We start from the raw sequence: 24467 nt of genomic DNA, 5'->3' as shown, positions 1-24467 counted from the left end.
AAAAAGCAGCCTTGCGGGCTGCTTTCAGAAAGCGATGACTCTTATTGTCCGGCGATTTTCATCTCCGGCAGCAGCACCGATCCGCATTGTATATTGCTGCGGGTTTCAATGTCGTTACCGACGGTTACCATATTGAGCCACATCTCTTTGAGATTACCGGCGATTGTGATCTCGCTCACAGGATATTGAATCTCACCGTTTTCCACCCAGAAACCGGATGCGCCGCGCGAATAGTCGCCGGTCATGCCGTTGATGCTGGAGCCCATCATCTCGGTTACCACTAAACCGGTGCCCATCTGCTTCAGCAGGTCGTCAAAGCTGTGGCCCTGACCGGCAATACGCCAGTTGTGGATGCCGCCTGCGTGGCCGGTGCTCTGCAAGCCGAGCTTGCGCGCCGAGTAGCTGGTCAACAGCCAGTTCTGCAGCACGCCATCTTTAATGATGTCACGCGATTGGGTGCGCACGCCTTCGCTGTCGAACGGCGTGGATGCCAGGCCTTTCAGCAGGTGCGGATGCTCTTCAATGGTCAGCCACTCAGGCAGAATCTGCTTACCGAGCGAATCAAGCAGGAAGGTCGATTTGCGGTACACGCTGCTGCCGCTGATCATGCCCACCAGATGACCAAACAAACCGGTCGCCACTTCTGGCGCGAAGATCACCGGCGCTTTCATGGTCGAAAGCTTGCGCGGTGCCAGACGCGACAGCGTGCGGCGGGCGCACTCGGCGCCAACCCATTCCGGGCTTTTCAGATCGTCAAAAGCGCGGCCAATGGTATATGCGTAATCGCGCTCCATATTGCCGTCCTGCTCGGCAATCACACAGCTGGAGAGCGAATGGCGGCTGGAGCAGTAGCTCTGCAACATGCCGTGGCTGTTACCAAACACTTTGATACCAACGTGGCTGTTGAAGCTGCCGCCTTCGGTGTTGGTGATGCGCTTGTCGGCCTGCAACGACGCTTGTTCCGCCTGAGCGGCCAGTTCGATAGCGCGATCGGCATCGATCTCCCACGGATGGTAGAGATCGAGATCCGGCGCGTCAAACGCCAGCAACTCGGGATCGGCCGGTGCGCCAAATGGATCCACCGAGGTGTAGCGCGCAATGTCGATCGCCGCCTGCACGGTGCGTTTAATCGCGTCCGGGCTGAGATCGGTGGAGGAAGCGCTGCCTTTACGGTTTTGATGGTAGACGGTGATGCCGAGCGCACCATCGCTGTTGAATTCGACGTTTTCCACTTCGCCATAGCGGGTACTGACGCCGATGCCGGTGGTTTTCGTGACCGCCACTTCAGCGCCATCGGTGCTGGCTTTTGCCAATTCCAACGCCTGCGCGACAGCCTGTTCCAACACTTTACGTTGTTCTGCAACCTGAGTAGATACGTTCATCGACCTGCCGTCTAATCTTAAGTATGAATGGATTGAGTCTATCAGACTCAGAGAACAATTTCGCAGTCGCCCGATAAACTGGTAGGATTAGCCTCTTTTTTTTAGGGAGCCAAGAGATGACCAAGCAGCCCGAAGACTGGCTCGACGATGTGCCGGATAATAATGACGAAGAAGATGAAGAGATTATCTGGGTCAGCAAAAGCGAAATTAAGCGCGATGCCGAAGAGCTAAAACGCCTTGGCGCCGAGCTCGTTGAGTTGGGAAAAAACTCCCTCGACAAAATCCCTCTCGACGAACAACTGCGCGACGCGATTGAACTGGCGCAGCGCATCAAGAAAGAAGGTCGTCGCCGTCAGCTGCAGCTGATCGGTAAGATGTTGCGTTCACGCGATGAAGATCCGATTCGCCAGGCGCTGGATAAGCTGAAGAACCGTCACAACCAGCAGGTTGCGCTGTTCCATAAGCTGGAGATTTTGCGCGATCGTTTGATCGAGCAAGGTGATGACGCGGTCGCTGAAGTGTTTAACCTCTATCCGCATGCCGATCGTCAGCAACTGCGCAGCATGATCCGTAACGCGCAGAAAGAGAAAGCCACTAACAAGCCACCAAAGTCCGCCCGCCTGATTTTCCAGTATCTGCGCGAGTTGGCAGAAGCTTAAGCTTTCTGCGGACATGAAAAAGGTCGGCATGAATGCCGACCCTACGATGTGCCGTTGTAGGGTGGCCATTGATGGCCACCGCACAATCAACGCCCTAACCGCTCCAGCAGTTTCTGGTGAATCCCACCAAACCCGCCGTTGCTCATCACCAGAATCGAATCGCCTGGCTGGGCTTTCTTCGCCACCATTTCCACCAGCGTATCGATATCCGCGCTCCACTGCGCCGGCTGAATGCACGCCTCGGCCACATCGGAAACCTGCCACGGAATATGGTGCGGCTGGAACAGGAACACTTCGTCTGCGCGGCCCAGCGATGGCGCTAACTCGTTCTTGCTCACGCCCATCTTCATGGTATTAGAGCGCGGCTCCAGCACCGCCAGAATGCGTGCCGTGCCGCCCACTTTGCTGCGCAGCGCCGCCAGCGTGGCGAGAATCGCGGTAGGATGGTGAGCAAAATCGTCGTACACCTTGATGGCATTCACTTCACCACGCAGTTCGAGACGACGACGCGCATTGATGAAGCTGCTCAACGCTTCACCGGCATCCACCGGTTTCACCCCAACATGACGCGCCGCCGCAATCGCCATCAGGCCATTGTGCATGTTGTGCTCGCCCACCAGCGCCCAGTTCACTTCGCCGACTTTCTCGCCGTCGAGCCAGATCTCCCAATGTGAAGAGTCCGGCGTCAACTTTTTCGCCTGCCATTGACCGTTATCGCCCACGGTTTCCTGCTCGCTCCAGCAGCCCATCGCCATCACTTGCTTGATGTTGTTGTCGTGCTCCGGCAGCAGGATCTTGCCCTGGCCCGGCACGATACGGATCAAATGATGGAACTGCTTCTGGATGGCGCGCAGATCGTCAAAGATATCCGCGTGATCGAATTCGAGGTTGTTGAGGATCAGCGTGCGCGGGCAGTAATGCACAAACTTGGAACGCTTGTCGAAGAACGCGCTGTCGTACTCATCCGCTTCGATGACGAAGAATGGACTTTTTCCTAATTTTGCCGAAACCTCGAAGTTTCCTGGCACACCACCAATGATAAAGCCCGGTTCCAGGCCGCAGGCCTCGAGAATCCACGCTGCCATGCCGGCTGTGGTGGTTTTGCCGTGGGTTCCCGCCACCGCCAGCACCCAACGATCGCGCAGGACGAAATCGTGCAGCCATTGCGGGCCGGAGAGGTAAGGAATGTTGCGTTCCAGTACCGCTTCGACACAAGGATTGCCGCGCGTCATCGCGTTACCAATGATCACCAGATCCGGTTGCGGATCGAGCTGGCTGGCATCGTAACCTTCAGTCAATTCAATGCCTTGCTGTTCCAGCAACGTGCTCATCGGCGGATAGACATTGGCGTCTGAGCCGGTCACTTCGTGTCCCAGCGAGCGCGCCAGCATCGCCAGTCCGCCCATGAAAGTGCCACAAATCCCGAGGATGTGAATACGCATAAAGAGATCCATTACTCAAAAGTTCGGCGCACAGTGTAACGCCGAGTTGAGAGGGAAGAAACGGATTAGGACTATGGTTTTTAAAGTTCAATCGGCTAAACTGCGCTCATACGTTGGTAGCTTGTTACAGCTGCTGCCACTCCATCGTAGATGCAGGGAATGTGTTATGAAAACGTTAGGCGAATTCATCGTCGAGAAGCAACACGACTTTCCACACGCCACAGGTGAACTGACGGCGCTGATTTCTTCCATTAAGCTTGGCGCTAAAATTATCCACCGCGACATTAACAAAGCGGGTCTGGTGGATATTCTGGGTGCCAGCGGCGTGGAAAACGTGCAGGGTGAGCAGCAGATGAAGCTTGATCTGTTTGCCAACGAAAAGCTGAAAGCCGCCCTGAAAGCGCGCGGCGTGGTGGCCGGTATCGCGTCGGAAGAAGAAGACGAGTTCGTCATCTTTGAAGGCTCAGAGAATGGCAAATACGTTGTATTAATGGATCCGCTGGACGGTTCTTCAAACATCGACGTTAACGTTTCCGTCGGCACCATTTTCTCTATCTACCATCGCATCAGCGAGCCGGGCACGCCAATCACCGAAGCCGACTTCATGCAGCCGGGCAACAAGCAGGTTGCTGCGGGTTATGTGGTTTACGGTTCTTCGACCATGATGGTTTACACCACTGGCGTGGGCGTGCATGCGTTTACTTACGATCCGTCGCTCGGCGTATTCTGCCTGAGCCACGAGCGCATGACCTTCCCGGAGAAGGGTTACACCTACTCGATCAACGAAGGTAACTACATTCGCTTCCCGCAGGGTGTGAAGAAATACCTGAAGTTCTGTCAGGAAGAAGATATCGCCACCAAGCGCCCGTATACCTCGCGCTACATTGGTTCACTGGTGGCCGACTTCCACCGTAACCTGCTGAAAGGCGGCATCTATCTCTATCCAAGCACCGCCAGCCACCCGAAAGGCAAGCTGCGTCTGCTGTACGAATGCAACCCAATGGCCTTCCTGGCGGAGCAAGCGGGCGGTAAAGCCAGCGATGGTGCCAATCGCATCCTCGACATCCAGCCAGAAATGCTGCATCAGCGCTGCCCGTTCTTCTGCGGCAACGACGCAATGGTAGGCGACGTTGAACGCTTTATCCGTGAATATCCGGACGACCATTCAGCCTAAGTCTTTTCCCGCTGTGCAAAGCCCGCCTCCGTGCGGGCTTTTTGTTGCTGCCTACGAAGGCAGAGACGCGACTACACGGAATTGCGCCATCGAATCCTGCAACTGCTGTGACTGCGCTTCCAGCGATTGGGTGGCAGCGCTGGCTTCTTCGACTAACGCGGCGTTCTGCTGCGCGGCTTCATCCATCTGCGTCACCGCCTGATTCACCTGCTCGATACCGCGACTCTGCTCTTCCGAAGCAATGGAGATCTCTTTCATCAGCGTAGTCACGCGCATCACTTCGCTTGAAATCTCATCCATGGTTTCGCCAGCGCGCGTGGCCATATCGCTGCCCTCTTGCACCCGCGTCTGCGATTCTGCGATGAGCTCGCGGATCTCTTTGGCGGCGGTGGCGCTGCGACCAGCCAGCGTGCGCACTTCATTAGCGACCACGGCAAAACCGCGCCCTTGTTCACCGGCACGCGCGGCTTCAACCGCAGCGTTCAGTGCCAGGATGTTGGTCTGGAAGGCAATGCCATCAATCACGCTGAGGATGTCGCCAATGCGATTGGCGCTTTGGGTGATCTCCTGCATCTTCTCCATCACGTAGCCGACCACTTCGGCACCGCGATCGGCACTGTCGGAGACATTGCTGGCGAGCTGATTGGCCTCTTTGGCGTTGCTGGCATTGAGACGCACGGTGGCGGTGAGCTGTTCCATGCTGGCCGCGGTTTGCTCCAGCGAAGCGGCGGACTCTTCGGTACGCTGCGAGAGATGCACGGTGCCCGCCGCTAACTCGCGGCTTCCCACGTCAATCTGCAAGCTGGCTTCGCGCACCTGACTGACCGAACTGCTGAGCGCCAGCTGCATATTCGCCAGCGCCTGATTGAGACGGCCTAATTCACTCTTTCCGGCTGCGGGCAGCGGCTGGGATAAATCGCCGGCCGCAATTTGCTCCAGATGCACAATCGCGCCATCGAGTGGACGCAGCAGCAGACGACGCAGCAGTTGCCAGGCAATGACGATCAGCAGTAGCGTCAACGCCATCGCCACACCAATCATGATTTTCATCTGCAGTTCATTGCGTGCAGCTTGCGCCAGGCGCGAAGCTGAGACTTCATCAGCATAAACGCCAAAATCATGCACTGCTTTCGCGTAGTTGCTTGCCAGCGTTGAAAGATTGCCTTCCAAAACCTGATAATATTCATCGGTATACTGCTTTTGTAACGCATCCATCATCGGCACGATGGCGCCCTTGTGATAGGCCGCGAACGAAGTAGCCACTGCATCGGCGAGGATTTTACCCTGAACCGTTACCGTTCCGGCATCAATAAAGGCTTTCAGATGACGCTGGGAGCTGGTGACATCCTCCTCAGCTTGTTTGGTGACGCTGGCGCCATCATCCAGTAATCCGATTTCGATTTTGCGCACGGCCAATGCGGCGCTGCCGCGCGCGCGCATGAGATCGGCGTTGCTTTGGTACAAACTGTTCAGTTCGATTCCCTGAATGCGGTTTATGGCATCCAGTGATTGATTGCCTGCGTTGATGGCAGAAATGCCCATCGCGCTGACTGCCAGCAGCAGCAGCGTCATAAAAGCCAAAAGCGTGAGTAATGCAGTACGAATTGATAGCTGTTTGAACATGATTATCCCCGTTTGCAAGAAAAGGCAGAAATCCGCTGGCCCTAAAACGGAAAGATTATCGGCAGTTGATCGCGGAAACTTTATCCATTGTTGATGGTCAATTGGCTGACGATCACCCAGACTTCACTTTTACTGAACTCTGCCTCAGCAAAATTTAAGGATTGAAACGATGAAAAAATGGCTCCCGATGGCGTGTTTGTTGGTCAGCGGTTTTGCGGCGGCGCAACAAAACCCTATCGATCAGCAGCTCGATCAGTGTCTGAATAAGGAATCCAGCACCGCCGGTATGTCTCAATGCTACGGCACCGCCAATAAAGCCTGGGATAAAGAGATGAACGCGCAGTACACCCAAGCGATGAAAAAATTAACCGGCGCGCCTAAAGACAAATTGCGCAGTGCTCAGCGCGCGTGGCTGACCTATCGCGACAGTTGGCTGGATGCCAGCCGCAGCTATTTTGTTAGCAGCCAGGGCACGATGGCCGCGTTGTCAGTTGGTGCGCAGGGCGTCAGTCTGGTGCGTAATCAGGCGCTGATGTTGCAATCAATTAACAAAGGCAGTTGCGCCAACCCCGACGATTGTTGATTAATGTAAGCGTTTAATACGCTTAGCGCTGGCATCGGCCAGCGCGCCCATTAATCTGCAGGGAGAAACCATGGCTGCTTATGCCTCCACCATCATTCTTGTTTGCCTCGCCGTCCTCAGCTATTTCGTTCATAACAGCGCCGTTACCATCTCGATTCTGATCCTGCTGGCGATCAAGCTCACCCCGCTGTCGCAATTCTTTCCCTATGTGGAAAAACAGGGCATTCAGATTGGCATCATCATCCTCACCGTTGCGGTGATGGCGCCGCTGGCCAGCGGTACGCTGCCGGCTTCTTCGCTGTTGAAATCGTTCGCCAACTGGCAATCGATTATCGCGATTGTGGTGGGGATTTTCGTTGCCTGGCTGGGCGGACGCGGCGTGAACTTTATGAGCGTGCAGCCGTCGGTGATTGGTGGGCTGTTGATTGGTACGGTGATTGGCGTGGCCTTCTTCCGTGGTGTGCCGGTTGGACCACTGATTGCGGCGGGGATCGTCTCGCTGTTTGTCACGGCGAAGTAGCGGGTTGGAGCATTCCGAAACGCCAAAAAGGGGGCATACTTTCAGAGTCAGTTGGCTATAATAGCCGTCACTCAACATATGACTAATGAAGGAAAGCCAGATGAGTTTGAACCAGGTGCCTGCAGGTAAAGAGTTGCCAGAAGATATCTACGTTGTCATTGAGATCCCGGCTAACGCCGATCCGATCAAATATGAAGTCGACAAAGAGTCTGGCGCCCTGTTTGTAGACCGTTTCATGTCTACCGCCATGTTCTATCCGTGCAACTACGGCTACATCAACCACACCCTGTCTCTGGATGGTGACCCGGTTGACGTGCTGGTGCCAACCCCTTATCCGCTGGTGCCGGGCTCAGTGATCCGCTGCCGTCCCGTCGGCGTGCTGAAAATGACCGACGAGTCTGGCGAAGATGCCAAACTGGTTGCGGTGCCGCACACCAAGCTGAGCAAAGAGTACGATCACATCAAAGATGTGAACGACCTGCCAGAACTGCTGAAAGCGCAGATCACCCACTTCTTCGAGCACTACAAAGATCTGGAAAAAGGCAAATGGGTGAAGGTTGATGGCTGGGACAACGCAGAAGCGGCCAAAGCTGAAATCATCGCCTCTTACGAGCGTGCGCAGAAGAAATAAGATTCTTTTCTGCCACGCATAAAAAAACACCGTCCAATGGACGGTGTTTTTATTTATGCCTCTGTTTCGCCATCTCGCCTTAACCAGTCACCGCTCGCGATATGCGTGCGACCCGCGACTGAACGCTGATAGACATACAGCCAGGCACTGCCGTAAGGCGTCTGAATAAGCTGGCGTTTGTATTCGCCATTTTTGGTGCGCAAGGCGTCAAGTTCGCCGAGCGTGCTGGCGTCAATGCGATACACCTCGCAATAAACGCTGCCTTCTCCTTCCACCACGCCCGGATAGTGACCCAGATTGTAGAGATCAAACCCCACAATCTGATGGTCGCCGAGCCACTGCGCATTCGTCATCCAATGACTGTTTCCCTGTTTGCGCCGTAAACTGCCATAGACAATTATTCGCATTGCTAAAACTCAAACTGATAGAGCAGATCCAGTGCCTGATCGAGACCCGACACGGCTTCTAAATAGAGTTTGGGCATCAGGCGATAACGCAAGGTTAAGGTCGCCAGTGAATCAAATATGCCAACACCGTATTTTACTTGTAGACCCGGTAACACGTAACCACTCACCTGCACCTGCTGGCTATCGCCTACGCCAGCGGTATCAACCGCGAGATTACTGACACCAAAGGTCTCGCCGATTTTACCCACAACCTGACCACTTTGCGCAACCCCCAATCCAACAAGCGCTGAAGTTAATGCGTTGCTGTCGCCATCGCTGTTGAGTCCCTGACCACGTAACAGGTAGGAAAGCGCTTCCTGCTGCGACATCGCCGGATCGGAGAACACTTCCACTTTCGGCTCATCCGCCAACCCGGTTACCCGTAATCCGGCGGTGACATCATCTTCAGTGGCCTCAGGATTACGGATCGCCTCGAGATTAACGTAAGGCTGGTCCGGCGGTCCGGCGAATTGCAGCTCACCTTTACGCACCACCAGATCCTGACCATAAGCGTGGAAGCGGCCGGATGGGATGTTGATCTGGCCGTTTAAGCCTAAGCCATTTTTATCCTGCACCAGTTTGAGATCGCCATTCAGCTTGGCTTTGAGACCAAAGGCCGAGAGCCGCACATCATTGCCGACGTGGATCACCAAATTGCTGTTGATCGGGATCGCTGCAGTTTTCGGCTGAATCGGCTTGAGATTTTGATCCAGCATCACTTCATCAGAGGAGACGCCGGTGGCGCTTTCCGGCACTTCCTGCACGGTAATGCGCGCCCACGGAATATCCACTTTGCCGTCGAGGCTGAACGCGGCTGGCGTGGCTTCAAACACCAGATCCGGCGAAACATCCATGCGCACCATCGGCGGCACGGTGACGCGGATGCGGCTGCCTTGTGCAGCCACGCGCGCACGCCAGTTATCCAGCTGGCTCCAGTCGGCGTTACCGCTCAGGTTAAGATTGCCCTGCGCCGTCTGAATCATGCCGTTGAGCGTTGAGCTCATGCCGTTGAACACCATGTTGAGATTGGCGGCGGTGAGATCGACCGGCATAAAGCTGCCATCGACATCCACATCGCTCAGCCCCAACTGACCAAACACCTGCGGCTGCTGCAATGTGCCGCCAAGGCGCAGGCTGCTGTTCAGGTTGCCTTTGATCTTCTCGCCCTGCATCAGCGCCGGATTCAACATCGCCAGCGAAATATTGCTGATGCCGATGTTACCCGACAGCTGACGACGGTTCTCAGGATCGGCGATCTGCACGTTGCCGCTCAGCTGGCCGTTATTGACGATATGGATCAGCCAGTCAAGCTGGGCGCGACCGTTACGCAGCGCCGCATTCAGGTTTAACGTGTCGAAGGCGATAGGCAAGCTGTTACCCTGCACGTCCTGCTCCACTTTCACGCCGCTGCCTTTCAGCGCTAAGGTGCCGGTTGGCAGCGCGCCGTCGGCAGTCCAGTTAACGCGCGCATCACCACTGAACACGCCGTTCAGTTTGGTGGCATCGGTGAGGAACGGTTTGATCATCGCCAAATCGAAGCGATTGAGCACCACATGCGCATGTCCGCTGGCACCGGCTTCAATCGGTTCCGGTACGCACAGCTGCGCGTTCGGGTTCTGCCAGCAGTGCGGCCCAATGGTGGCGGTCTGCTTGCTGTTGAGGTAATCAATCGCCATCGCCCGCGTCAGTCGCCATTCGCCTATCGGCGTGTCGAAACGCGTGTTGTTGAGATTGCCCTGCCAGCGCTCGGTTTTGCGATCAAAGCTGCCGTTCAGCGCCAGCTGACCGGAAACCGGTTCGCCCTGTACCTCGAGCTTAAGCTGATGCTGCTTTTCGTTGCCGTCGGCGTTCAGCGTTAACAGGTTCACTTTCAGCGCGTCCTGCCGCAGCTGTTCCACGCGCAGTTGCAGCTTACCGGCGATCTGATCGCTGGATTTCACATCGCCCTGCAACGCCACGCGACGGATCTGCAGCTGCTGCCAGCGCAAACCGGTAGCCGTGAGATCGGCCAGCAGCTGCGGCGCCTGTAAGGTGCCGCGCGCTTTAATGGTGCCTTTGGCGACGCCGCCCAGGCCCGGCAGCGCGTTATCCAGATTTGGCGCATCAATGTTAGCGTCGAGATTGAGCGTGTCGCCCAGCTCGCCCTTCACGTCCAGATGGTTGCGGCCCAGCGCAATGTTAAGGCCAGGCACTTTCCACTGGTTGTAGCTGTTGCCGCTCAACGTACCTTTGGCGCTCACCGCGTTCTGCTTAACGTTACCTTTCAGCTCCAGCTGCGGCACGCTGAGCTGCCAGGTTCCGCCGTACAAGCTGCCGCGCGTGGCAATTTTGCCATCCAGCTTCGCCGGCCAATCCGGATACTGTTTGGCGGTGTTGATGCCGGAAAGCGTTAATTCACTGCGCCAACTGATGGCTTTGCTCCAGTCCACCAGCGCCGTTAGATCAATATTGCCCTGCAGCGCCGCCACGCGCAGCTTATCAAGATTGAACTGCTGCTCGTTGCCTTTGCCGTCCAGCGCAATGGTGGCAGGCGGCACGCCTTCGCCTTTCACCGCAGTGCGCAGCGACATCACGTAATCGGTGGCTTTGCCTTTGAACTGATAATCGAGATTATCCGCCTGATACTGCACCGCGCCGGTGAGCGGCCAGCGCAGCTGCGGGCTGGTGAGTTTTAGCGCCAGCGGCAAACCAGCGACCGCAGGCTGCGTGGTCGCATCCAGCTGCGCACGCACCGGACCGGAAAGATTCAGCCCGAGCTTCAGCTCGTCACGCATCGCGCCTGCAAGGTTCATTTTGATCTTCTCGCCCTTGACCGGGTCGAGATTGAGCGTGCCGTTCAGCGCAAAATTCACCGGCCAGTTATCGGCCAAGGTCGCTTCACCGCTGGCGTTCACCTGCCCTTGCGGCGAATCGATATCGAAGGTTTCCAGCTGCAGATGACGATCGGCGGTTTTGGCTTTTAACAGCAGACGCGTGATTGATATGTCGGTGTCGCCGGTGATGCGCAGCTGTTCGCCGAGCAGTTCCTGCACGGTGATATCCAGCGGCAGCTGGAAGTCCGGCATATCTGGTAACAGCGGCTTAGCGAACATCGCCTGCAGCGTTTCGCCCAGCGGCTGTTCATCCGGCTGCGGCTGCTGCACTTTTGGCTGCACCACTTGCTCATCAACCACTTTGGCCGCTTTCGGCAGCGCGATCAGCAGGCTTTGGATATGGGTTGGCGTCAGCGTCAGTGCGCGATCCTGCCACTGCAGGCCGCTGGTGAAGTCGAGCAGGGAAATTGCGGTGTCATCCACTTTTACGTTGATGTTATGCAGGCCGACTTTGCTGAGCGTGATGGGATACGGCGTGCTGAGATTGGTGCTGCCGCTCTCCTCTTCCGGCGGCGGTGCGCTGGCCGGTGCCATTTTTTTGCTATCGACCACCACGCTGACATCCTGCAGCGCGATGTCATTGACACACACCGACGAATGCAGCAGGCAGTTGAGATTCAGCGCCAGGTGGAAACGTCCGGCATCCACACTGACGCCCGGCATTTCATACTTCACGCCGCTTAGCGTTAGATCGCGCCAGCCACCTTCCACCTGTTTGATCGACAAACCTGGCACCCAGCGATCGGCGCCTTTCAGCAGCAGATGCAAACCCGGCGTGGTGCCCACCAGAAACGCGATGCTGCCCAACAGCAGCACCAGAAAAATACCGATGCCAATCAGGACCTTTTTCCACAGCTTCATAGTTCAGGCCCCAATCCTACATAAAATTGCAATCCATGCTCCTTGTCGTCGCCAATCGGCCGCGCGATATCAAACTTGATCGGCCCGACCGGAGAAGACCAGCGCACGCCGAAGCCGGCGCCGGTTTTCAGGTTGCTCTGCTTGATGTCGTTGACCGCTTCGCCGGAATCGACGAACACCGCGCCCCACCATTTGCCGGTCACGTTGTATTGATATTCAAGCGAGCCGGTGGCCATTTTCGAGGCGCCGGTCAGCTTGCCGTTATCATCACGTGGCGATACGTCTTTGTATTTGTAGCCGCGAATGCTGCGATCGCCACCGGCGAAGAAGCGCAGATCCGGCGGCACTTTGTCGAAGTCGTTGGTTTCGATCCAGCCCACATTGCCGCGCGCCACAAAGCGATGCTTATCGGCGAGCGTGCGAATCCAGACGTTTTGCGCCTGCATGATGACGAAATCAACGTCCGAACCCCATGTGGTATCCGACACGTCGACCGAGTAGCGCTGCGAATCACCCCACGTCGGCATCAGACCGCCGCGCGAACGGGTGCGGTTCAGGCTAACGCCCGGATAGAGCAGCATAGTGGTGTTGGTCACGCTGGCCTGGGTAAAGTGATCGAGGCTCCAGCGCAGGTTGATTGCCTTCTGCCAGCCGCTGCTGCTGTCCCAGTTTCGCGACATCGCCAGCGTGGTGGTATCGGCTTTGGTGTCGTTGAGATCGGTACGCTTCACGCCGCCGGAGAAGGTGTAATACTGCTCCAGCGGACTTTTCAGCAGCGGGACTTTGTAGCTGAGATCGAGCTGTTGCTCCGGCGCAGAAACGTAGGCGCTGGCGGCCAGGCTGTGGCCGCTGCTGTTAATCCACGGTTTTTTCCACGTGCCTTTAATGCGCGGCCCGACATCGGTGGAGTAACCGACGCCGGTTTCAATAGTGTTTTCCACGCGTGGCGATACCACCGCATTTAGCGGCAGCACTTTGCTTTGACGGCCTTTATCAAACTCAGGCGCGACCACCACCGAGTTGAACCAGCCGGTCGCCGACAAGCGGCGGTTAAGTTCGGCCAGATCGCGCGAGCTGTAGTAATCGCCCTTTTTGAACGGCACCAGATTTTGCAGATAGGCTTCGTCGATTTGCGAGCCCTGGAAACCGACATCACCAAAACGGTAGCGCGGGCCGCTATCGTAATTGATGTCCCAGAAGGCTTCGCGCCGTTCAACCGAAACGCCAAGCTGGCTTTGCTTAAAGTCACCGTCGAAGTAACCATTACGCAATGCCAGGCTGGAGAAGCCGTTTTTAAATTTGTCATAGGCGCCGTGATTCAGCTGGGTGCCGACTTTCGGCGTGCCCTGTTTGACCCAGGCTTGATAATCCTTGTCGGTGCGGGCTTCACCTTCGATCACAATGGTGCTGCCGCCGATCTTGACCGGTTCGCCGGGCTTAACGTGTGCGATCAATACCGGACGACCACCTTGCGGCGGTGCCGGGCGCGATTCAAAATCGATCTCCGGTTCGTAATAACCCAGCGCCCGCAGGCCTTCTTTGATCGCTTCCGCAACGCGCGCGCGGAAACGGCCGTCGTTCGACACCTCGTCACTGCCGATGGTGGACAAGCGTGCCCTGACGTTCTTTTGCAAATCCCCGCTAAGACCGTCCAGCTGCAAGCGCACTTTTGCTGCCTCAACGGCAGGTGCAGCAAGCAACAGGCTGGCCAAACAATAAATATGAAATCGTGGCACACGTACTCCTGTTAATAATGCCGGCCCCTATTCCGCAGGGGCGTTTATTCTCTGGAAAGGTATCACCAGCGCGCGTTTACCCATCAGCATAGCCGCTCTTTTCCCCCCACTGGCGCAAATTCAGCGACTAAGCCAAATTGTGACCTATTGTGGGTAAATGTGCTAAACGATACAACAACCAAGGCGATTCTTAAGCTCGCGAATGACGCTCACTCAGATTAATCCGACCCCCTGATGCGCGCCTATAGCGGCATGATAAGCGCTGCTGCTATAATCAGCGACCAGCAGGCCTCGCCTGCACCCTTTTCTGCCCCGACGTTAACCTTATCTTGTCGAAATGGCGCAGACATTTTTGGCACGGATAGCCTGTTTGACTGGCAAGTACCGGACGTACGCCCATTCCCGCGCTGCCCAGGCCAAAAATGACAAGTGATTAACCCAACGGACCTTTTATGCTCGATAGCTTGCTTGTCATTCTTTTACTGATAGTCATCAGTTCATTTTTCTCCCTTTCGGAGATCTCGCTGGCCGCCGCCCGTAAGATCAAACTGAAGCTGCTGGCTGACGAAGGCAATATCAATGCCCAGCGCGTGCTGAAGATGCAGGAACAACCTGGCATGTTCTTCACCGTGGTGCAGATTGGCCTGAATGCCGTGGCGATCCTCGGCGGTATCGTCGGCGATGCGGCGTTTTCGCCCGCCTTTAATAGCTTATTCAGCCGCATCATGGCACCCGAATTGGCTGAACAGCTCAGTTTTATCTGCTCCTTCACCATCGTGACCAGCCTGTTCATTCTGTTTGCTGACCTGACGCCAAAACGCGTCGGCATGATTGCACCGGAAGCGGTAGCGCTGCGCATCATCAACCCGATGCGCTTCTGCTTAGTAGTGCTGCGTCCGCTGGTGTGGCTGTTCAACGGCCTGGCGAACGTCTTCTTCCGTCTGTTCAAACTGCCGATGGTGCGCAAAGACGACATCACCTCCGACGATATTTATGCGGTGGTAGAAGCCGGTGCGCTGGCGGGTGTGCTGCGTAAGCAGGAACATGAGCTGATTGAGAACGTGTTTGAGCTGGAATCGCGTACCGTGCCGTCATCAATGACCTCGCGCGAGAACGTGGTGTGGTTCGATTTACACGAGGATGAAACCACGCTGAAAACCAAAATCGCCCAGCATCCGCACTCGAAATTCATCGTCTGCGATGGCGACATCGACCACATCGTGGGCTATGTCGATTCCAAAGAGCTGCTGCTGCGCGTGCTCGGTAATCAAAGCCTGACGCTGAACAGCGGCGTGCAGATTCGTTCTGCGCTGATTGTGCCGGATACGCTGACGCTCTCCGAAGCGCTGGAGAGTTTCAAAACCGCCGGTGAAGACTTCGCGGTGATCATGAACGAATACGCGCTGGTGGTAGGCATCATTACGCTGAATGACGTAATGACCACGCTGATGGGCGATTTGGTGGGTCAAGGTCAGGAAGAGCAGATTGTCGCGCGTGATGAGAACTCATGGCTGGTGGAAGGCGGCACGCCAATTGATGATGTGATGCGCGTGCTGGATATCGATGATTTCCCGCAGTCTGGCAATTACGAAACCATCGGCGGCTTCATGATGTACATGCTGCGCAAGATTCCGAAGCGTACCGACTTTGTGAAGTTTTCCGGCTACAAGTTTGAAGTGGTGGATATTGATAGCTACCGTATCGACCAACTGCTGGTTACGCGCATTGATGAGCGCCCGCCGGTGCTGAATGTAACGAAGAATGCGCTGGATGAAACAGAATCATCGTAGGGTCGCCCTTCATGGCGACCAAGCCAGGAATCGCACCAAAAACTGAGGGCGCCATCGGCGCCCTTTCTTATGCTTACTTAGTTGTACTCGGCTTGCAGCCGCAGCACCTGGCGATTGATTTCTGACATCACGCTGAGATGCTGTTTATCTTTGACACGCGGCAACATCACTTTGCCCTTATCAAACTCGAACGCGCCAACATCCTTGATGTACAACCTTCCTCTAAATAGCGTTTTTACATATTTCGCGATTTGCAGCGGATTATAGCGCTGGAAGATCTTCATGCTGTTTAACTCCTGAAAATGTTTAATACGCTCCGTCGTGACCAAATTTGGTACGAACCCATGAAGCGCAAATGAGGCATAACTATAGAGCATCCTTTCTTACCAATGTTCCGAAAAGGTGAATTATTTACTGAATTGACACATCATTACAGAATACTCTGTTATCAGCCTCACGAAACCCAGTATAAACCTTCACTCATTATGGAATTGTGGCATAGGTTGCAAACCTGTTAACTCATTGCGACAGACGCATCATCCATGCCTAATATTGCAGGAACATGAACAACTGGTCGGATCACCAAGGAGAATAATAAATGCGTTTGAGACACACTGTGATAGCACTGGCACTCTTGCTGCCGGGCCTGGCTGCGGCACATGCCTTCAAACTGGGTGAACGCGTGCCAGCCGTTGGCGTTAACGACAAAGGAGAGCTGGTTTATCAACAAGATGAAGATAAGTTTAGCTACAAATCCTGGAATAGCGCGCAGCTAAGCGGAAAAGTTCGCGTTATCCTGCATATTGCCGGGCGCTCTTCTGCTAAAGAGCAGAATGCGGCGTTAATTGAAGCCATCAAAGCTGCGCATCTGCCGCACGATCGTTATCAAACCACCACTATCGTCAATACCGACGATGCGATTCCGGGCACCGGCATGTTCGTGCGCAGCAGCCTTGAGAGCAATAAGCAGCAGTTTCCATGGTCGCAGTTTATCGTCGATAGCAACGGCAGCGCGCGTCAGGCCTGGCAGCTGGAGAAAGGCGGATCCGCGATTGTGGTGCTGGATAACACCGCACATGTGCGCTACGTCAAAGATGGTCCGCTGACGCAGGACGAAGTGCAGCAGGCGATGAAGTTAATTCATGAGTTGTTGCAGAAGTGAACGGAAGTTGCCGTGGACGGCCAATACGGATGCATCCATGCATTGCACGTTCTTTAGCGGCGCGATTTATTGCGTACTAAATTGCGCCGCTGAAAGCTTAAAACAATGAAACGCGGAAACCGGGATTGAGGAACGATTCGCGTGGGGTGTAATCGAGGGTTTTGCCCTGCCAATCGTGGACATGCGCACCGGCGGCAATCGCCACCGCATGGCCTGCGCCGGTATCCCAGATGTTAGTGGGCCCGAAGCGCGGATAGAGTTGCGCGCTGCCTTCAGCTACCAGACAGAACTTCAGCGATGAACCAATCGCGGTGGTTTGATGCTCGCCGAGCTGGTGCAAATACTCCTGCAACTCGGTATCGCTCTCAAAATGCGAACGGCTAACCACCACTAACGGTGGACGCGCTTCACGCGCATGAATTTGCGTCTGCTGGCCGTTCTCTTCTTTCCAGGCTTTACCCTCAGCCGCCGAGTACATCACGCCTAGCACGGGCGCATACACCACGCCCAATACCGGTTTGCCATTTTCGATCAGCGCAATGTTGACCGTAAACTCGCCGTTGCGCTTGATGAACTCTTTGGTGCCATCGAGCGGATCGACCAGCCAGTATTTCTGCCAGTGCTGACGCACGTCCCAGCTCGGGGGATCCTCTTCAGATAGCACTGGCACCCCCGGCGAAAGCGCCGTCAGACCTTGCACAATCACGCGATGCGCCGCGAGATCGGCCGCGGTAACGGGAGAATCATCCGACTTACGGGTCACGTCAACCGGCTCTGCGCCGTTATATACCTGCATAATGGCATCGCCCGCATCACGCGCCAGCTGACAAATTTTATCTAACATTCTTTACCTCTTTTCCGCTGATTCTGCCTGTCAGACACCAACTGCCAATCTGTCCTTATTTTAGCAGTTGTCATTCAACAGCCTGCGACTGTGCTGTCTGCTACGGCAATCTATTTGAATATCAATACCATAGTTCATCATCGGCGGCTATGGCGGGATGCTGAATGCGCTTTTGGCGCGGCCCGGCGGGAGATATTGGATGAAAGTCCGAGCTTCATCACAAATTGAAATGATAATTCGTCATGGTTTTACATTATTTTGAGAGGCCCATTGGACCGAACAAGGAGCAAGCGATGTTTAAAGCGAGCATGTCGTTATTGGCACTCTGTATAACTGCCGCCACGGTACAGGCTGCTACGGTGGATCTGCGCATTCTGGAAACCACCGATCTGCACAGCAACATGATGGATTTCGATTATTACAAAGATACGCCGACGGAGAAATTTGGCCTGGTACGCACCGCCACCTTAATTCAGCAGGCCCGCGCGCAAGCGAAGAACAGCGTGCTGGTCGATAACGGCGATATCATTCAGGGCAGTCCGCTGGGCGATTACATGGCGGCGAAAGGGCTAAAACCGGGCGAAGTTCATCCGGTATATAAGGCGATGAATACGTTGGATTACGCGGTCGGAAACCTCGGTAATCATGAGTTCAATTACGGTTTACCTTATCTGCAAAAAGCGCTGGCCGGCGCGCGTTTCCCTTACGTCAACGCCAACATTATCGATGAAAAGAGCGGAAAACCGCTGTTTACGCCCTACTTAATCAAGGAAACCACCGTTACAGACCGTGACGGTAAGCCGCATACGCTGAAAATTGGTTACATCGGCTTCGTTCCCCCGCAGATTATGGTTTGGGATCGCAACAATCTGCAGGGAAAAGTGCGGGTTGATGACATCACTGAAACAGCGAAGCGCTATGTGCCGGAAATGCGCGCAAAAGGTGCTGAAATAATCATCGCTATTCCGCACTCCGGTTTGAGCAGTGAACCCTATCACGCCATGGCAGAAAATTCGGTCTATTACCTCAGCCAGGTTCCCGGCATCAACGCCATCATGTTCGGTCACGCGCACGCGGTCTTCCCGAGCAAAGAGTTTGCGGTAATTAAAGGCGCGGATATCGCCCAAGGCACACTTAACGGTATTCCGGCGGTGATGCCCGGTATGTGGGGCGATCATCTGGGTGTGGTCGACCTGGTGCTGAATAACGAGGGCGGCAAATGGCAGGTTGCGCAGGGCAAAGCCGAGGCACGTCCAATTTATGACAGCGCGGCGAAAAAATCGCTGGCTGCCGAAGATGCCGATCTGGTGAAAGTGTTGAAGCAGGATCACCGCGCCACGCGCGATTTTGTTGCCAAACCGATCGGTAAATCCGCCGACGTGATGTACAGCTACTTGTCGCTGGTGCAGGACGATCCCACGGTGCAGATCGTTAACAACGCGCAGCGCGCTTACGTCGAGCACTTTATTCAGGGCGATCCTGATCTTGGCCGCTTGCCAGTGCTCTCCGCCGCCGCGCCGTTTAAAGCTGGCGGCCGCAAAAACGATCCCGCCAGCTATGTCGAAGTGGAGAAAGGTAATCTCACCTTCCGTAACGCCGCCGATCTCTATCTCTATCCCAATACGCTGGTGGTGATGAAAGTCAGCGGTGCACAGGTGAAAGAGTGGCTGGAGTGTTCAGCCGCGCAGTTTAATCAAATCGATCCGCACAGCAGCAAACCGCAAGCGCTGATTAACTGGGATTTCCGTACCTATAACTTCGATGTGATCGATGGCGTGCAGTATCAAATCGATGTCACGCAGCCGGCGCGCTATGACGCAGAGTGCTCGCTGATCAACAAGGCGGCTTCGCGCATTAAGGATCTCAGTTGGCAAGGCAAACCTATTGATCCTCAGGCCAGTTTCCTGGTCGCCACCAATAACTATCGCGCTTATGGCGGCAAGTTTGCCGGCACCGGCGATAAGTATGTCGCCTTCGCGTCGCCGGATGAGAACCGCTCGGTGGTTGCCGCTTATATCAGCAGCGAAACCAAAGCGCATGGCGAAGTGAAACCGCAGGCCGATCACAACTGGCGGTTAGCGCCGATTAACAGCAGTACGCCGCTGGATATCCGTTTTGAGACCGCGCCTGGCGCGAAAGCAACGAAGTTTATCGAGCGGCACGCCGATTACCCGATGAAAGCGGTGGGCAGCGATGAGATAGGTTTTGCGTTGTGGCAGATGGATTTGCAGAAGAAATGATGAATAAGGGCGGCGATGGCCGCCCTTTTGCGACTTACAGAATTTCCAGCAGCTCAACTTCGAAGATCAGGGTGCTGAATGGCGGGATGGAGGCGCCAGCACCGCGTTCGCCGTAAGCGAGGTTGTGTGGAATCGCCAGTTCCCACTTGGAACCGACTGGCATCAGCGTCAGCGCTTCGATCCAACCGGCGATTACGCCGCTAACCGGGAATTCTGCGGGTTCGCCACGCGCGACTGAGCTGTCGAATACCGTGCCATCGATCAGTTTGCCGGTGTAATGCACGCGCACACGATCCTGACGTGAAGGAATTGGACCTTCGCCCTGCGTGATGACGCTGAACTGCAGACCGGTTTCAGTGCTGCTAACGCCTTCGCGCTGTGCGTTCTGCTCAAGGAAAGTCTGACCCTCTGCCGCCATCGCTTCTACACGCTCACGACGCACGCCTTCAGCGCGCTCGTGCACTTCACGCAGTGCGCGATGTACCACGTCAACCGGGACGGCCGGTGAGTTCCCTTCCAGCGCGTCGCGCAGGCCGGCGAGCAGTGCTTCTGGCTGCAGACCCTGCAGTCCAGACTCTTGCAGCTGCTGGCCTACCTGTAAACCGATACCGTAACTTGCTTGTGATTCGACGCTGTCGAATGAAGGGGTCGTCATCTTGATTCCTTAATCCCGGAGAAAAATAGAACCGGCAGCATACCAGCGCGGGCGGCTGGCGTAAAATCTCACGCGCCGCAGATGACATTTCCCGGCGAAACGGAAACAATACAGCGGTCAAATTTTTCAATGCTGCCAGGCACTTCCTGTCAGCATTGCTCATACTATAGCTGTGGCGAGGTTTTCACCCGCCACCGTCGGACACAAGAGAGAATACATGGGCCAGATCGCCCCACGACGTCGCAGGACGCTCGCACCGCGTACTTTATTACCTTGGTTGCAACGTTGGCTGCCGCGCATTCCGCGCAAAGCCGCCAGCGAGGAGGATTCACGAATGGCTTCCGATCACCCTTCCCGCGTTCCCGCCGCACTGCAGCGCGTCTGGCATTTGCTGGATGATGTGCGCTGGATGGATCCGCTACCCGCTTTGCATCGTCGCGGCATCGTCATTGCCCTGCTGGTGCTGCTGCTGGCGTTTCTCTGGCCGAGCAGCACGCCGCAATATCCGGTTGAGCGTCCAGCAGACAATAACGCTAAAGAAGTGCCAATGCAGGCGGAGATTTACGATAACAATCAACAGCAGAACACGCCGCCGAAAACCGATTCGCAGGGAGAATGGCGCACCTACAATGTGGCATCAGGCCAGACACTGGCACAGCTGTTCCGCGACAATAATTTGCCGGTGAATGATGTGTTTGCCATGGCGCGAGTCGAAGGTGATGGGCAGCCGCTGAGTGCGTTACAGAATGGTCAGCAGGTGAAGATTCGTCAGAACGCGCAAGGCGTAGTAACCGGTTTAACGGTGGATGGCAGTAACGGTCCGGTGCTGTTTACGCGCCAGCCAGATGGCAGCTTTATCCGCGCTCAGTAAAACACAGAAACAAAAACGCCGGCACAAGGCCGGCGTTTTCGCATTACTGAGTGAACTTACTCAGCAACTACATTCACAACCAGTTTAGCGAAGACTTCGCTATGGATCTGGAAGTCAACTTCGTGCTCACCGGTGGTGCGCAGTACGCCTTCTGGAAGACGAACTTCGCTTTTAGCCACTTCAACGCCAGCTGCAGTTACTGCATCAGCGATGTCACGGGTACCGATGGAACCGAACAGCTTACCAGCGTCGCCTGATTTAGACGCGATGGTTACGTTGCCCAGTGCGTTGATTTTCTCTGCACGTGCGTTAGCAGCAGCCAGAACGTCAGCCAGTTTGGCTTCCAATTCAGCGCGACGTGTTTCGAAGAACTCAACGTTTTTCTTGGTAGCAGGAACAGCTTTACCCTGTGGAACCAGGAAGTTACGAGCGTAGCCCGCTTTAACGTTAACCTGATCACCCAGGCTGCCCAGGTTTGCTACTTTATCAAGCAGAATAACTTGCATTACCTTATCCTCTTAAAGTCGTTAATGGACAACTACCGATTACTGATGACGATCAGTGTACGGAAGCAGGGACAGGTAGCGAGCGCGCTTGATGCAACGAGCGAGCTGGCGCTGGTATTTTGCACGAGTACCGGTAATACGGCTCGGGACAATTTTACCGCTTTCGGTAATGTAGTTTTTCAGTGTAGCGATATCTTTGTAATCAATCTCTACAACGCCTTCCGCGGTGAAACGGCAGAACTTGCGACGACGGAAATAACGTGCCATTTGGCTAGTCTCCAGAATCTATCAAATCAATCTGCTCGGCATGTAACACCATTCTGCTCTGACCATTGCGTGCCTGATGGCAGCTAATAAAGCCTTCGAGAGTGAGTTGCGTGCCGACCGTTATATGTTGAGTAATCACCTGATGGGTGCTGCCGCTGATAATCACCGGCATTTGACACCAGGCTTGCCGGTGGAAACCGGCTTCCTCTTGCACAGAACGATGCTCAAGCACGAACTGGCAATGAGGAATCCCTGACGGACTGACTTTTCGAACCGGCGTCTTGCACACAGTGCCAGACAGGCGCAGCCGATTTGCCGTCATGTCGGATTACTCTTCAGAATCCCCAGCATCTGAGTCATCAGCCGATTCGTTAGCAAAGTCTTCGCGGCGATCACGACGCTCGTCTTTAGCTTTAACCATCGGAGATGCTTCAGTTACCGCGTGCTTAACGCGCATAACCATGCTGCGGATAACGGCGTCGTTGAAGCGGAAGTTAGTTTCCAGCTCGTCAATCACTTCCTGCGGCGCTTCTACGTTCATCAGAACATAGTGAGCTTTGTGCAGTTTGTTGATTGGGTAAGCCAGCTGACGGCGGCCCCAGTCTTCCAGACGGTGAATCGTGCCCTGTGCACCGGTGATAGCACCAGTGTAACGCTCGATCATACCTGGAACCTGTTCGCTCTGGTCAGGGTGGACCATAAATACGATTTCGTAATGACGCATCGATAGCTCCTTACGGATTATTCAGCCTCCTGTCAGGGTCAGCTGCGGCCCACGGAAGCAAGGAACGTTATAGGTTGCGAATCATTTAAAAAATGAAACACACCTCTGAATGCAGCTGAAAAATTGACGCGTAATCATACTGGCGTCCTTGCGGAAACTCAAGCGCACAATTCATCAAATGGCGACTATCGTGCCAGCGGATGCGGCTTTTCGTGCTAAGTGAAATGCATCAGTGAGTTAGAGAAGGTTTTATCAAATTCTCTGAAGAAGGCGTTCAAAGGGACGATCTGGTGGCAAATTGGTTAAGAACTACACTGTTTACAGGCGCAACGAATTCCGCTTTTCGCCGCGTCTGAGAGTGCAATCCCTGGAGTGAGGAGTCGATAATGAAAAAGATCATTTTCGCCACTTTACTGGGTCTCTTCCTGTCTACACCCGCTCTTGCCAGCTCCGCTGACTTCGCGCAGCAGATGAGAAGTCACAGCAGCAACGCGGCATCAGGCTATGTCTACGTCAATCGGCTGGATGCGCCTGCAAGCAGTAACCCAGTCAGTGCCAATACCAGCGCCGCCGAACGGTTGTCATCACAACTCTGATTCGGCAACCTAAACGGGCTGGCGCCAATCACGCCAACCCGCATTTTTATAAATGATGTTTAAAGAAACTGACCAGCGCCGTCAGGGCCGCAGGCGTGATTTTATGGCCGATGTTTTTTTCAGATAGCGTGGTCACATGGTGATCGAGTTCTGCCTCGCCTAAGGCTTTCTGCAAACGCGCCGTTTCAGCAAAGGGCACCACTTCATCCGCTTCGCCGTGCCACAACAGCAAAGGTCGATTCGCCAGTTTCTCCAGCTGTTCGCTGGGATCGTAAGGCGCCAGCGGTGCTAAACGCGCGGCAAAAGCCTCTTTCTGCTCTGGCGTGCGCGCCACCAGCGGCGGAAACAGCGTATGACTCAGCTGCATGAAATAGCCGGAACCCATCAAACACGCCACGCTGTGAATCTGTGGATAGCGTGCCATCGCGCCCAGCGCGGTCATGCCGCCCATTGAGGCGCCTGCCACGGCAAAACGCTCATCCGCAATCCAGTCGTTATCGCGCAGCGCCTTTTCCAGCAACGGCACTTCATCGATGTTCTGTTTAAGGATCTCCCAGAAGTGGGTCATCCGCGCGTCGGTATCGCCGTTGTAACGTGCGCCGTGCATGTCCGCATCGGGCATGATCACGCGGAAACCAGCCTGCGCCAGCGCCACGGCAAAGTAGCTGTAAACCTCTTTCGATGAGGTAAAACCGTGATAGAACAACACCGTCGGCAAGCGCGCCTGGCGCTGCCCGGCCGGTGATGCATGAATACATTCAATGCCTGCCAGATTCTCCGTTGCCAACTCAATCATACCGCCTCCATTGAGAATGATTATCACTGGACTCAGTGTAAGCGCTGCCTGATAAAATGCGAGCCACTTCACATTAAGTTTGAATA

24 protein-coding genes are annotated in these 24467 nt (G+C 55.1%); 10 read left to right on the top strand and 14 right to left on the bottom strand.

Annotation, left to right across the window (positions count from 1 at the left end):
• Positions 1-41: 41 nt before the first annotated feature.
• Positions 42-1382 (bottom strand): metalloprotease PmbA, encoded by a 1341-nt coding sequence (gene pmbA, locus K5Y32_RS18180; protein WP_110867418.1) that lies wholly within the window; start codon positions 1380-1382, stop codon positions 42-44.
• A 116-nt stretch (positions 1383-1498) separates the two neighbouring features.
• Between pmbA and yjgA the strand changes: the two genes are divergently transcribed.
• Entirely contained in the window at positions 1499-2041 is a 543-nt protein-coding gene (gene yjgA / locus K5Y32_RS18175) for a ribosome biogenesis factor YjgA (RefSeq protein WP_179452057.1), read from the top strand.
• A gap of 86 nt (positions 2042-2127) precedes the next feature.
• Here the strand turns inward: yjgA and mpl are convergent, their stop codons facing one another.
• On the bottom strand, positions 2128-3483 hold the full coding sequence (mpl, locus tag K5Y32_RS18170) for a UDP-N-acetylmuramate:L-alanyl-gamma-D-glutamyl-meso-diaminopimelate ligase (protein ID WP_222185347.1): 1356 nt from the start codon (positions 3481-3483) through the stop codon (positions 2128-2130).
• A gap of 166 nt (positions 3484-3649) precedes the next feature.
• Here mpl and fbp point away from each other — a divergent pair, with 166 nt between their 5' ends.
• The gene (gene fbp, locus K5Y32_RS18165; RefSeq protein ID WP_222185346.1) at positions 3650-4657 is read left to right on the top strand and encodes a class 1 fructose-bisphosphatase; all 1008 of its coding nucleotides are present in this window, start codon (positions 3650-3652) and stop codon (positions 4655-4657) included.
• A 51-nt stretch (positions 4658-4708) separates the two neighbouring features.
• On the opposite strand, the gene K5Y32_RS18160 is transcribed toward fbp, so the two are convergent.
• Positions 4709-6280, bottom strand: a complete 1572-nt coding sequence (locus tag K5Y32_RS18160) for a methyl-accepting chemotaxis protein (RefSeq protein ID WP_222185345.1) — start codon at positions 6278-6280, stop codon at positions 4709-4711.
• 169 nt (positions 6281-6449) lie between these two features.
• Here K5Y32_RS18160 and K5Y32_RS18155 point away from each other — a divergent pair, with 169 nt between their 5' ends.
• The 3 genes from K5Y32_RS18155 to ppa all read left to right on the top strand — a co-directional run bounded on the left by K5Y32_RS18155 (position 6450) and on the right by ppa (position 8014).
• Positions 6450-6863: a lysozyme inhibitor LprI family protein gene (locus tag K5Y32_RS18155; protein WP_101762885.1), complete on the top strand. Its 414-nt coding sequence runs from the start codon at positions 6450-6452 to the stop codon at positions 6861-6863.
• Positions 6864-6933: 70 nt separating this feature from the next.
• The gene (locus K5Y32_RS18150; protein WP_064738397.1) at positions 6934-7383 is read left to right on the top strand and encodes a DUF441 domain-containing protein; all 450 of its coding nucleotides are present in this window, start codon (positions 6934-6936) and stop codon (positions 7381-7383) included.
• A gap of 100 nt (positions 7384-7483) precedes the next feature.
• On the top strand, positions 7484-8014 hold the full coding sequence (gene ppa, locus K5Y32_RS18145) for an inorganic diphosphatase (protein ID WP_007892166.1): 531 nt from the start codon (positions 7484-7486) through the stop codon (positions 8012-8014).
• Positions 8015-8067: 53 nt separating this feature from the next.
• Here ppa and K5Y32_RS18140 read toward each other — a convergent pair whose 3' ends face one another.
• From K5Y32_RS18140 to K5Y32_RS18130, 3 genes are read right to left on the bottom strand one after another with little or no spacing between them, the layout of a single operon-like run.
• On the bottom strand, positions 8068-8421 hold the full coding sequence (locus tag K5Y32_RS18140; RefSeq protein WP_101762883.1) for a gamma-glutamylcyclotransferase: 354 nt from the start codon (positions 8419-8421) through the stop codon (positions 8068-8070).
• A 2-nt stretch (positions 8422-8423) separates the two neighbouring features.
• Positions 8424-12194 carry a translocation/assembly module TamB domain-containing protein gene (locus K5Y32_RS18135; protein ID WP_222185344.1) on the bottom strand — a complete coding sequence of 1257 codons (3771 nt, stop codon included), beginning with the start codon at positions 12192-12194 and terminating at the stop codon, positions 8424-8426.
• Positions 12191-13930, bottom strand: coding sequence for an autotransporter assembly complex family protein (locus K5Y32_RS18130; protein WP_192236143.1), 1740 nt, complete (start codon positions 13928-13930; stop codon positions 12191-12193). Before K5Y32_RS18130 ends, K5Y32_RS18135 begins: the two co-directional genes overlap by 4 nt.
• 452 nt (positions 13931-14382) lie before the next feature.
• Here K5Y32_RS18130 and K5Y32_RS18125 point away from each other — a divergent pair, with 452 nt between their 5' ends.
• On the top strand, positions 14383-15720 hold the full coding sequence (locus K5Y32_RS18125; RefSeq protein WP_222185343.1) for a hemolysin family protein: 1338 nt from the start codon (positions 14383-14385) through the stop codon (positions 15718-15720).
• Between the two features lie 77 nt (positions 15721-15797).
• Here K5Y32_RS18125 and K5Y32_RS18120 read toward each other — a convergent pair whose 3' ends face one another.
• Positions 15798-16004 (bottom strand): DUF1107 domain-containing protein, encoded by a 207-nt coding sequence (locus K5Y32_RS18120; protein WP_007892150.1) that lies wholly within the window; start codon positions 16002-16004, stop codon positions 15798-15800.
• Between the two features lie 314 nt (positions 16005-16318).
• On the opposite strand from K5Y32_RS18120, the gene K5Y32_RS18115 reads away from it, so the two are divergent.
• Positions 16319-16882, top strand: coding sequence for a YtfJ family protein (locus K5Y32_RS18115; protein ID WP_101762879.1), 564 nt, complete (start codon positions 16319-16321; stop codon positions 16880-16882).
• Positions 16883-16979: 97 nt separating this feature from the next.
• Here K5Y32_RS18115 and cysQ read toward each other — a convergent pair whose 3' ends face one another.
• Positions 16980-17726 (bottom strand): 3'(2'),5'-bisphosphate nucleotidase CysQ, encoded by a 747-nt coding sequence (gene cysQ, locus K5Y32_RS18110; RefSeq protein ID WP_101762878.1) that lies wholly within the window; start codon positions 17724-17726, stop codon positions 16980-16982.
• 293 nt (positions 17727-18019) lie between these two features.
• On the opposite strand from cysQ, the gene K5Y32_RS18105 reads away from it, so the two are divergent.
• Positions 18020-19966: a bifunctional 2',3'-cyclic-nucleotide 2'-phosphodiesterase/3'-nucleotidase gene (locus tag K5Y32_RS18105; protein ID WP_222185342.1), complete on the top strand. Its 1947-nt coding sequence runs from the start codon at positions 18020-18022 to the stop codon at positions 19964-19966.
• Between the two features lie 34 nt (positions 19967-20000).
• On the opposite strand, the gene fklB is transcribed toward K5Y32_RS18105, so the two are convergent.
• Complete coding sequence (gene fklB, locus K5Y32_RS18100) at positions 20001-20621, bottom strand: FKBP-type peptidyl-prolyl cis-trans isomerase (protein WP_008103590.1); 621 nt, start codon at positions 20619-20621, stop codon at positions 20001-20003.
• A 217-nt stretch (positions 20622-20838) separates the two neighbouring features.
• On the opposite strand from fklB, the gene K5Y32_RS18095 reads away from it, so the two are divergent.
• Positions 20839-21492, top strand: a complete 654-nt coding sequence (locus K5Y32_RS18095; RefSeq protein WP_222185341.1) for a LysM-like peptidoglycan-binding domain-containing protein — start codon at positions 20839-20841, stop codon at positions 21490-21492.
• Between the two features lie 56 nt (positions 21493-21548).
• Here K5Y32_RS18095 and rplI read toward each other — a convergent pair whose 3' ends face one another.
• Genes rplI through rpsF form a run of 4 tightly spaced genes read right to left on the bottom strand, consistent with a single transcriptional unit; the run spans position 21549 to position 22989 of the window.
• Positions 21549-21998: a 50S ribosomal protein L9 gene (gene rplI / locus K5Y32_RS18090; RefSeq protein WP_008103594.1), complete on the bottom strand. Its 450-nt coding sequence runs from the start codon at positions 21996-21998 to the stop codon at positions 21549-21551.
• 39 nt (positions 21999-22037) lie between these two features.
• A complete protein-coding gene (gene rpsR / locus K5Y32_RS18085; RefSeq protein WP_002210155.1) occupies positions 22038-22265 on the bottom strand; it encodes a 30S ribosomal protein S18 in 228 nt (75 codons plus the stop codon).
• A gap of 4 nt (positions 22266-22269) precedes the next feature.
• Positions 22270-22587, bottom strand: a complete 318-nt coding sequence (gene priB / locus K5Y32_RS18080; protein ID WP_007892027.1) for a primosomal replication protein N — start codon at positions 22585-22587, stop codon at positions 22270-22272.
• Between the two features lie 6 nt (positions 22588-22593).
• Positions 22594-22989 carry a 30S ribosomal protein S6 gene (gene rpsF / locus K5Y32_RS18075; protein WP_101762874.1) on the bottom strand — a complete coding sequence of 132 codons (396 nt, stop codon included), beginning with the start codon at positions 22987-22989 and terminating at the stop codon, positions 22594-22596.
• Between the two features lie 386 nt (positions 22990-23375).
• Between rpsF and K5Y32_RS18070 the strand changes: the two genes are divergently transcribed.
• Positions 23376-23585 carry a hypothetical protein gene (locus K5Y32_RS18070; RefSeq protein ID WP_192412255.1) on the top strand — a complete coding sequence of 70 codons (210 nt, stop codon included), beginning with the start codon at positions 23376-23378 and terminating at the stop codon, positions 23583-23585.
• 46 nt (positions 23586-23631) lie between these two features.
• Here K5Y32_RS18070 and yjfP read toward each other — a convergent pair whose 3' ends face one another.
• Positions 23632-24381, bottom strand: coding sequence for an esterase (gene yjfP, locus K5Y32_RS18065; RefSeq protein ID WP_110867431.1), 750 nt, complete (start codon positions 24379-24381; stop codon positions 23632-23634).
• Positions 24382-24467 lie beyond the last annotated feature (86 nt).

The sequence above is a fragment of the Pantoea sp. DY-15 genome (assembly GCF_019795935.1).
GTDB lineage: Bacteria > Pseudomonadota > Gammaproteobacteria > Enterobacterales > Enterobacteriaceae > Pantoea > Pantoea leporis.
Note: the sequence above shows the minus strand (reverse complement) of the source record. Positions and strands in the feature narration are given on the sequence as shown.

Excerpts from the sequence above, each read along its gene's own strand:
- pmbA (WP_110867418.1), bottom strand. The coding sequence starts at position 1,382 with ATGAACGTATCTACTCAGGTTGCAGAACAACGTAAAGTGTTGGAACAG.
- yjgA (WP_179452057.1), top strand. The coding sequence starts at position 1,499 with ATGACCAAGCAGCCCGAAGACTGGCTCGACGATGTGCCGGATAATAAT.
- mpl (WP_222185347.1), bottom strand. The coding sequence starts at position 3,483 with ATGCGTATTCACATCCTCGGGATTTGTGGCACTTTCATGGGCGGACTG.
- fbp (WP_222185346.1), top strand. The coding sequence starts at position 3,650 with ATGAAAACGTTAGGCGAATTCATCGTCGAGAAGCAACACGACTTTCCA.
- K5Y32_RS18160 (WP_222185345.1), bottom strand. The coding sequence starts at position 6,280 with ATGTTCAAACAGCTATCAATTCGTACTGCATTACTCACGCTTTTGGCT.
- K5Y32_RS18155 (WP_101762885.1), top strand. The coding sequence starts at position 6,450 with ATGAAAAAATGGCTCCCGATGGCGTGTTTGTTGGTCAGCGGTTTTGCG.
- K5Y32_RS18150 (WP_064738397.1), top strand. The coding sequence starts at position 6,934 with ATGGCTGCTTATGCCTCCACCATCATTCTTGTTTGCCTCGCCGTCCTC.
- ppa (WP_007892166.1), top strand. The coding sequence starts at position 7,484 with ATGAGTTTGAACCAGGTGCCTGCAGGTAAAGAGTTGCCAGAAGATATC.
- K5Y32_RS18140 (WP_101762883.1), bottom strand. The coding sequence starts at position 8,421 with ATGCGAATAATTGTCTATGGCAGTTTACGGCGCAAACAGGGAAACAGT.
- K5Y32_RS18135 (WP_222185344.1), bottom strand. The coding sequence starts at position 12,194 with ATGAAGCTGTGGAAAAAGGTCCTGATTGGCATCGGTATTTTTCTGGTG.
- K5Y32_RS18125 (WP_222185343.1), top strand. The coding sequence starts at position 14,383 with ATGCTCGATAGCTTGCTTGTCATTCTTTTACTGATAGTCATCAGTTCA.
- K5Y32_RS18120 (WP_007892150.1), bottom strand. The coding sequence starts at position 16,004 with ATGAAGATCTTCCAGCGCTATAATCCGCTGCAAATCGCGAAATATGTA.
- K5Y32_RS18115 (WP_101762879.1), top strand. The coding sequence starts at position 16,319 with ATGCGTTTGAGACACACTGTGATAGCACTGGCACTCTTGCTGCCGGGC.
- cysQ (WP_101762878.1), bottom strand. The coding sequence starts at position 17,726 with ATGTTAGATAAAATTTGTCAGCTGGCGCGTGATGCGGGCGATGCCATT.
- K5Y32_RS18105 (WP_222185342.1), top strand. The coding sequence starts at position 18,020 with ATGTTTAAAGCGAGCATGTCGTTATTGGCACTCTGTATAACTGCCGCC.
- fklB (WP_008103590.1), bottom strand. The coding sequence starts at position 20,621 with ATGACGACCCCTTCATTCGACAGCGTCGAATCACAAGCAAGTTACGGT.
- K5Y32_RS18095 (WP_222185341.1), top strand. The coding sequence starts at position 20,839 with ATGGGCCAGATCGCCCCACGACGTCGCAGGACGCTCGCACCGCGTACT.
- rplI (WP_008103594.1), bottom strand. The coding sequence starts at position 21,998 with ATGCAAGTTATTCTGCTTGATAAAGTAGCAAACCTGGGCAGCCTGGGT.
- rpsR (WP_002210155.1), bottom strand. The coding sequence starts at position 22,265 with ATGGCACGTTATTTCCGTCGTCGCAAGTTCTGCCGTTTCACCGCGGAA.
- priB (WP_007892027.1), bottom strand. The coding sequence starts at position 22,587 with ATGACGGCAAATCGGCTGCGCCTGTCTGGCACTGTGTGCAAGACGCCG.
- rpsF (WP_101762874.1), bottom strand. The coding sequence starts at position 22,989 with ATGCGTCATTACGAAATCGTATTTATGGTCCACCCTGACCAGAGCGAA.
- K5Y32_RS18070 (WP_192412255.1), top strand. The coding sequence starts at position 23,376 with ATGAAAAAGATCATTTTCGCCACTTTACTGGGTCTCTTCCTGTCTACA.
- yjfP (WP_110867431.1), bottom strand. The coding sequence starts at position 24,381 with ATGATTGAGTTGGCAACGGAGAATCTGGCAGGCATTGAATGTATTCAT.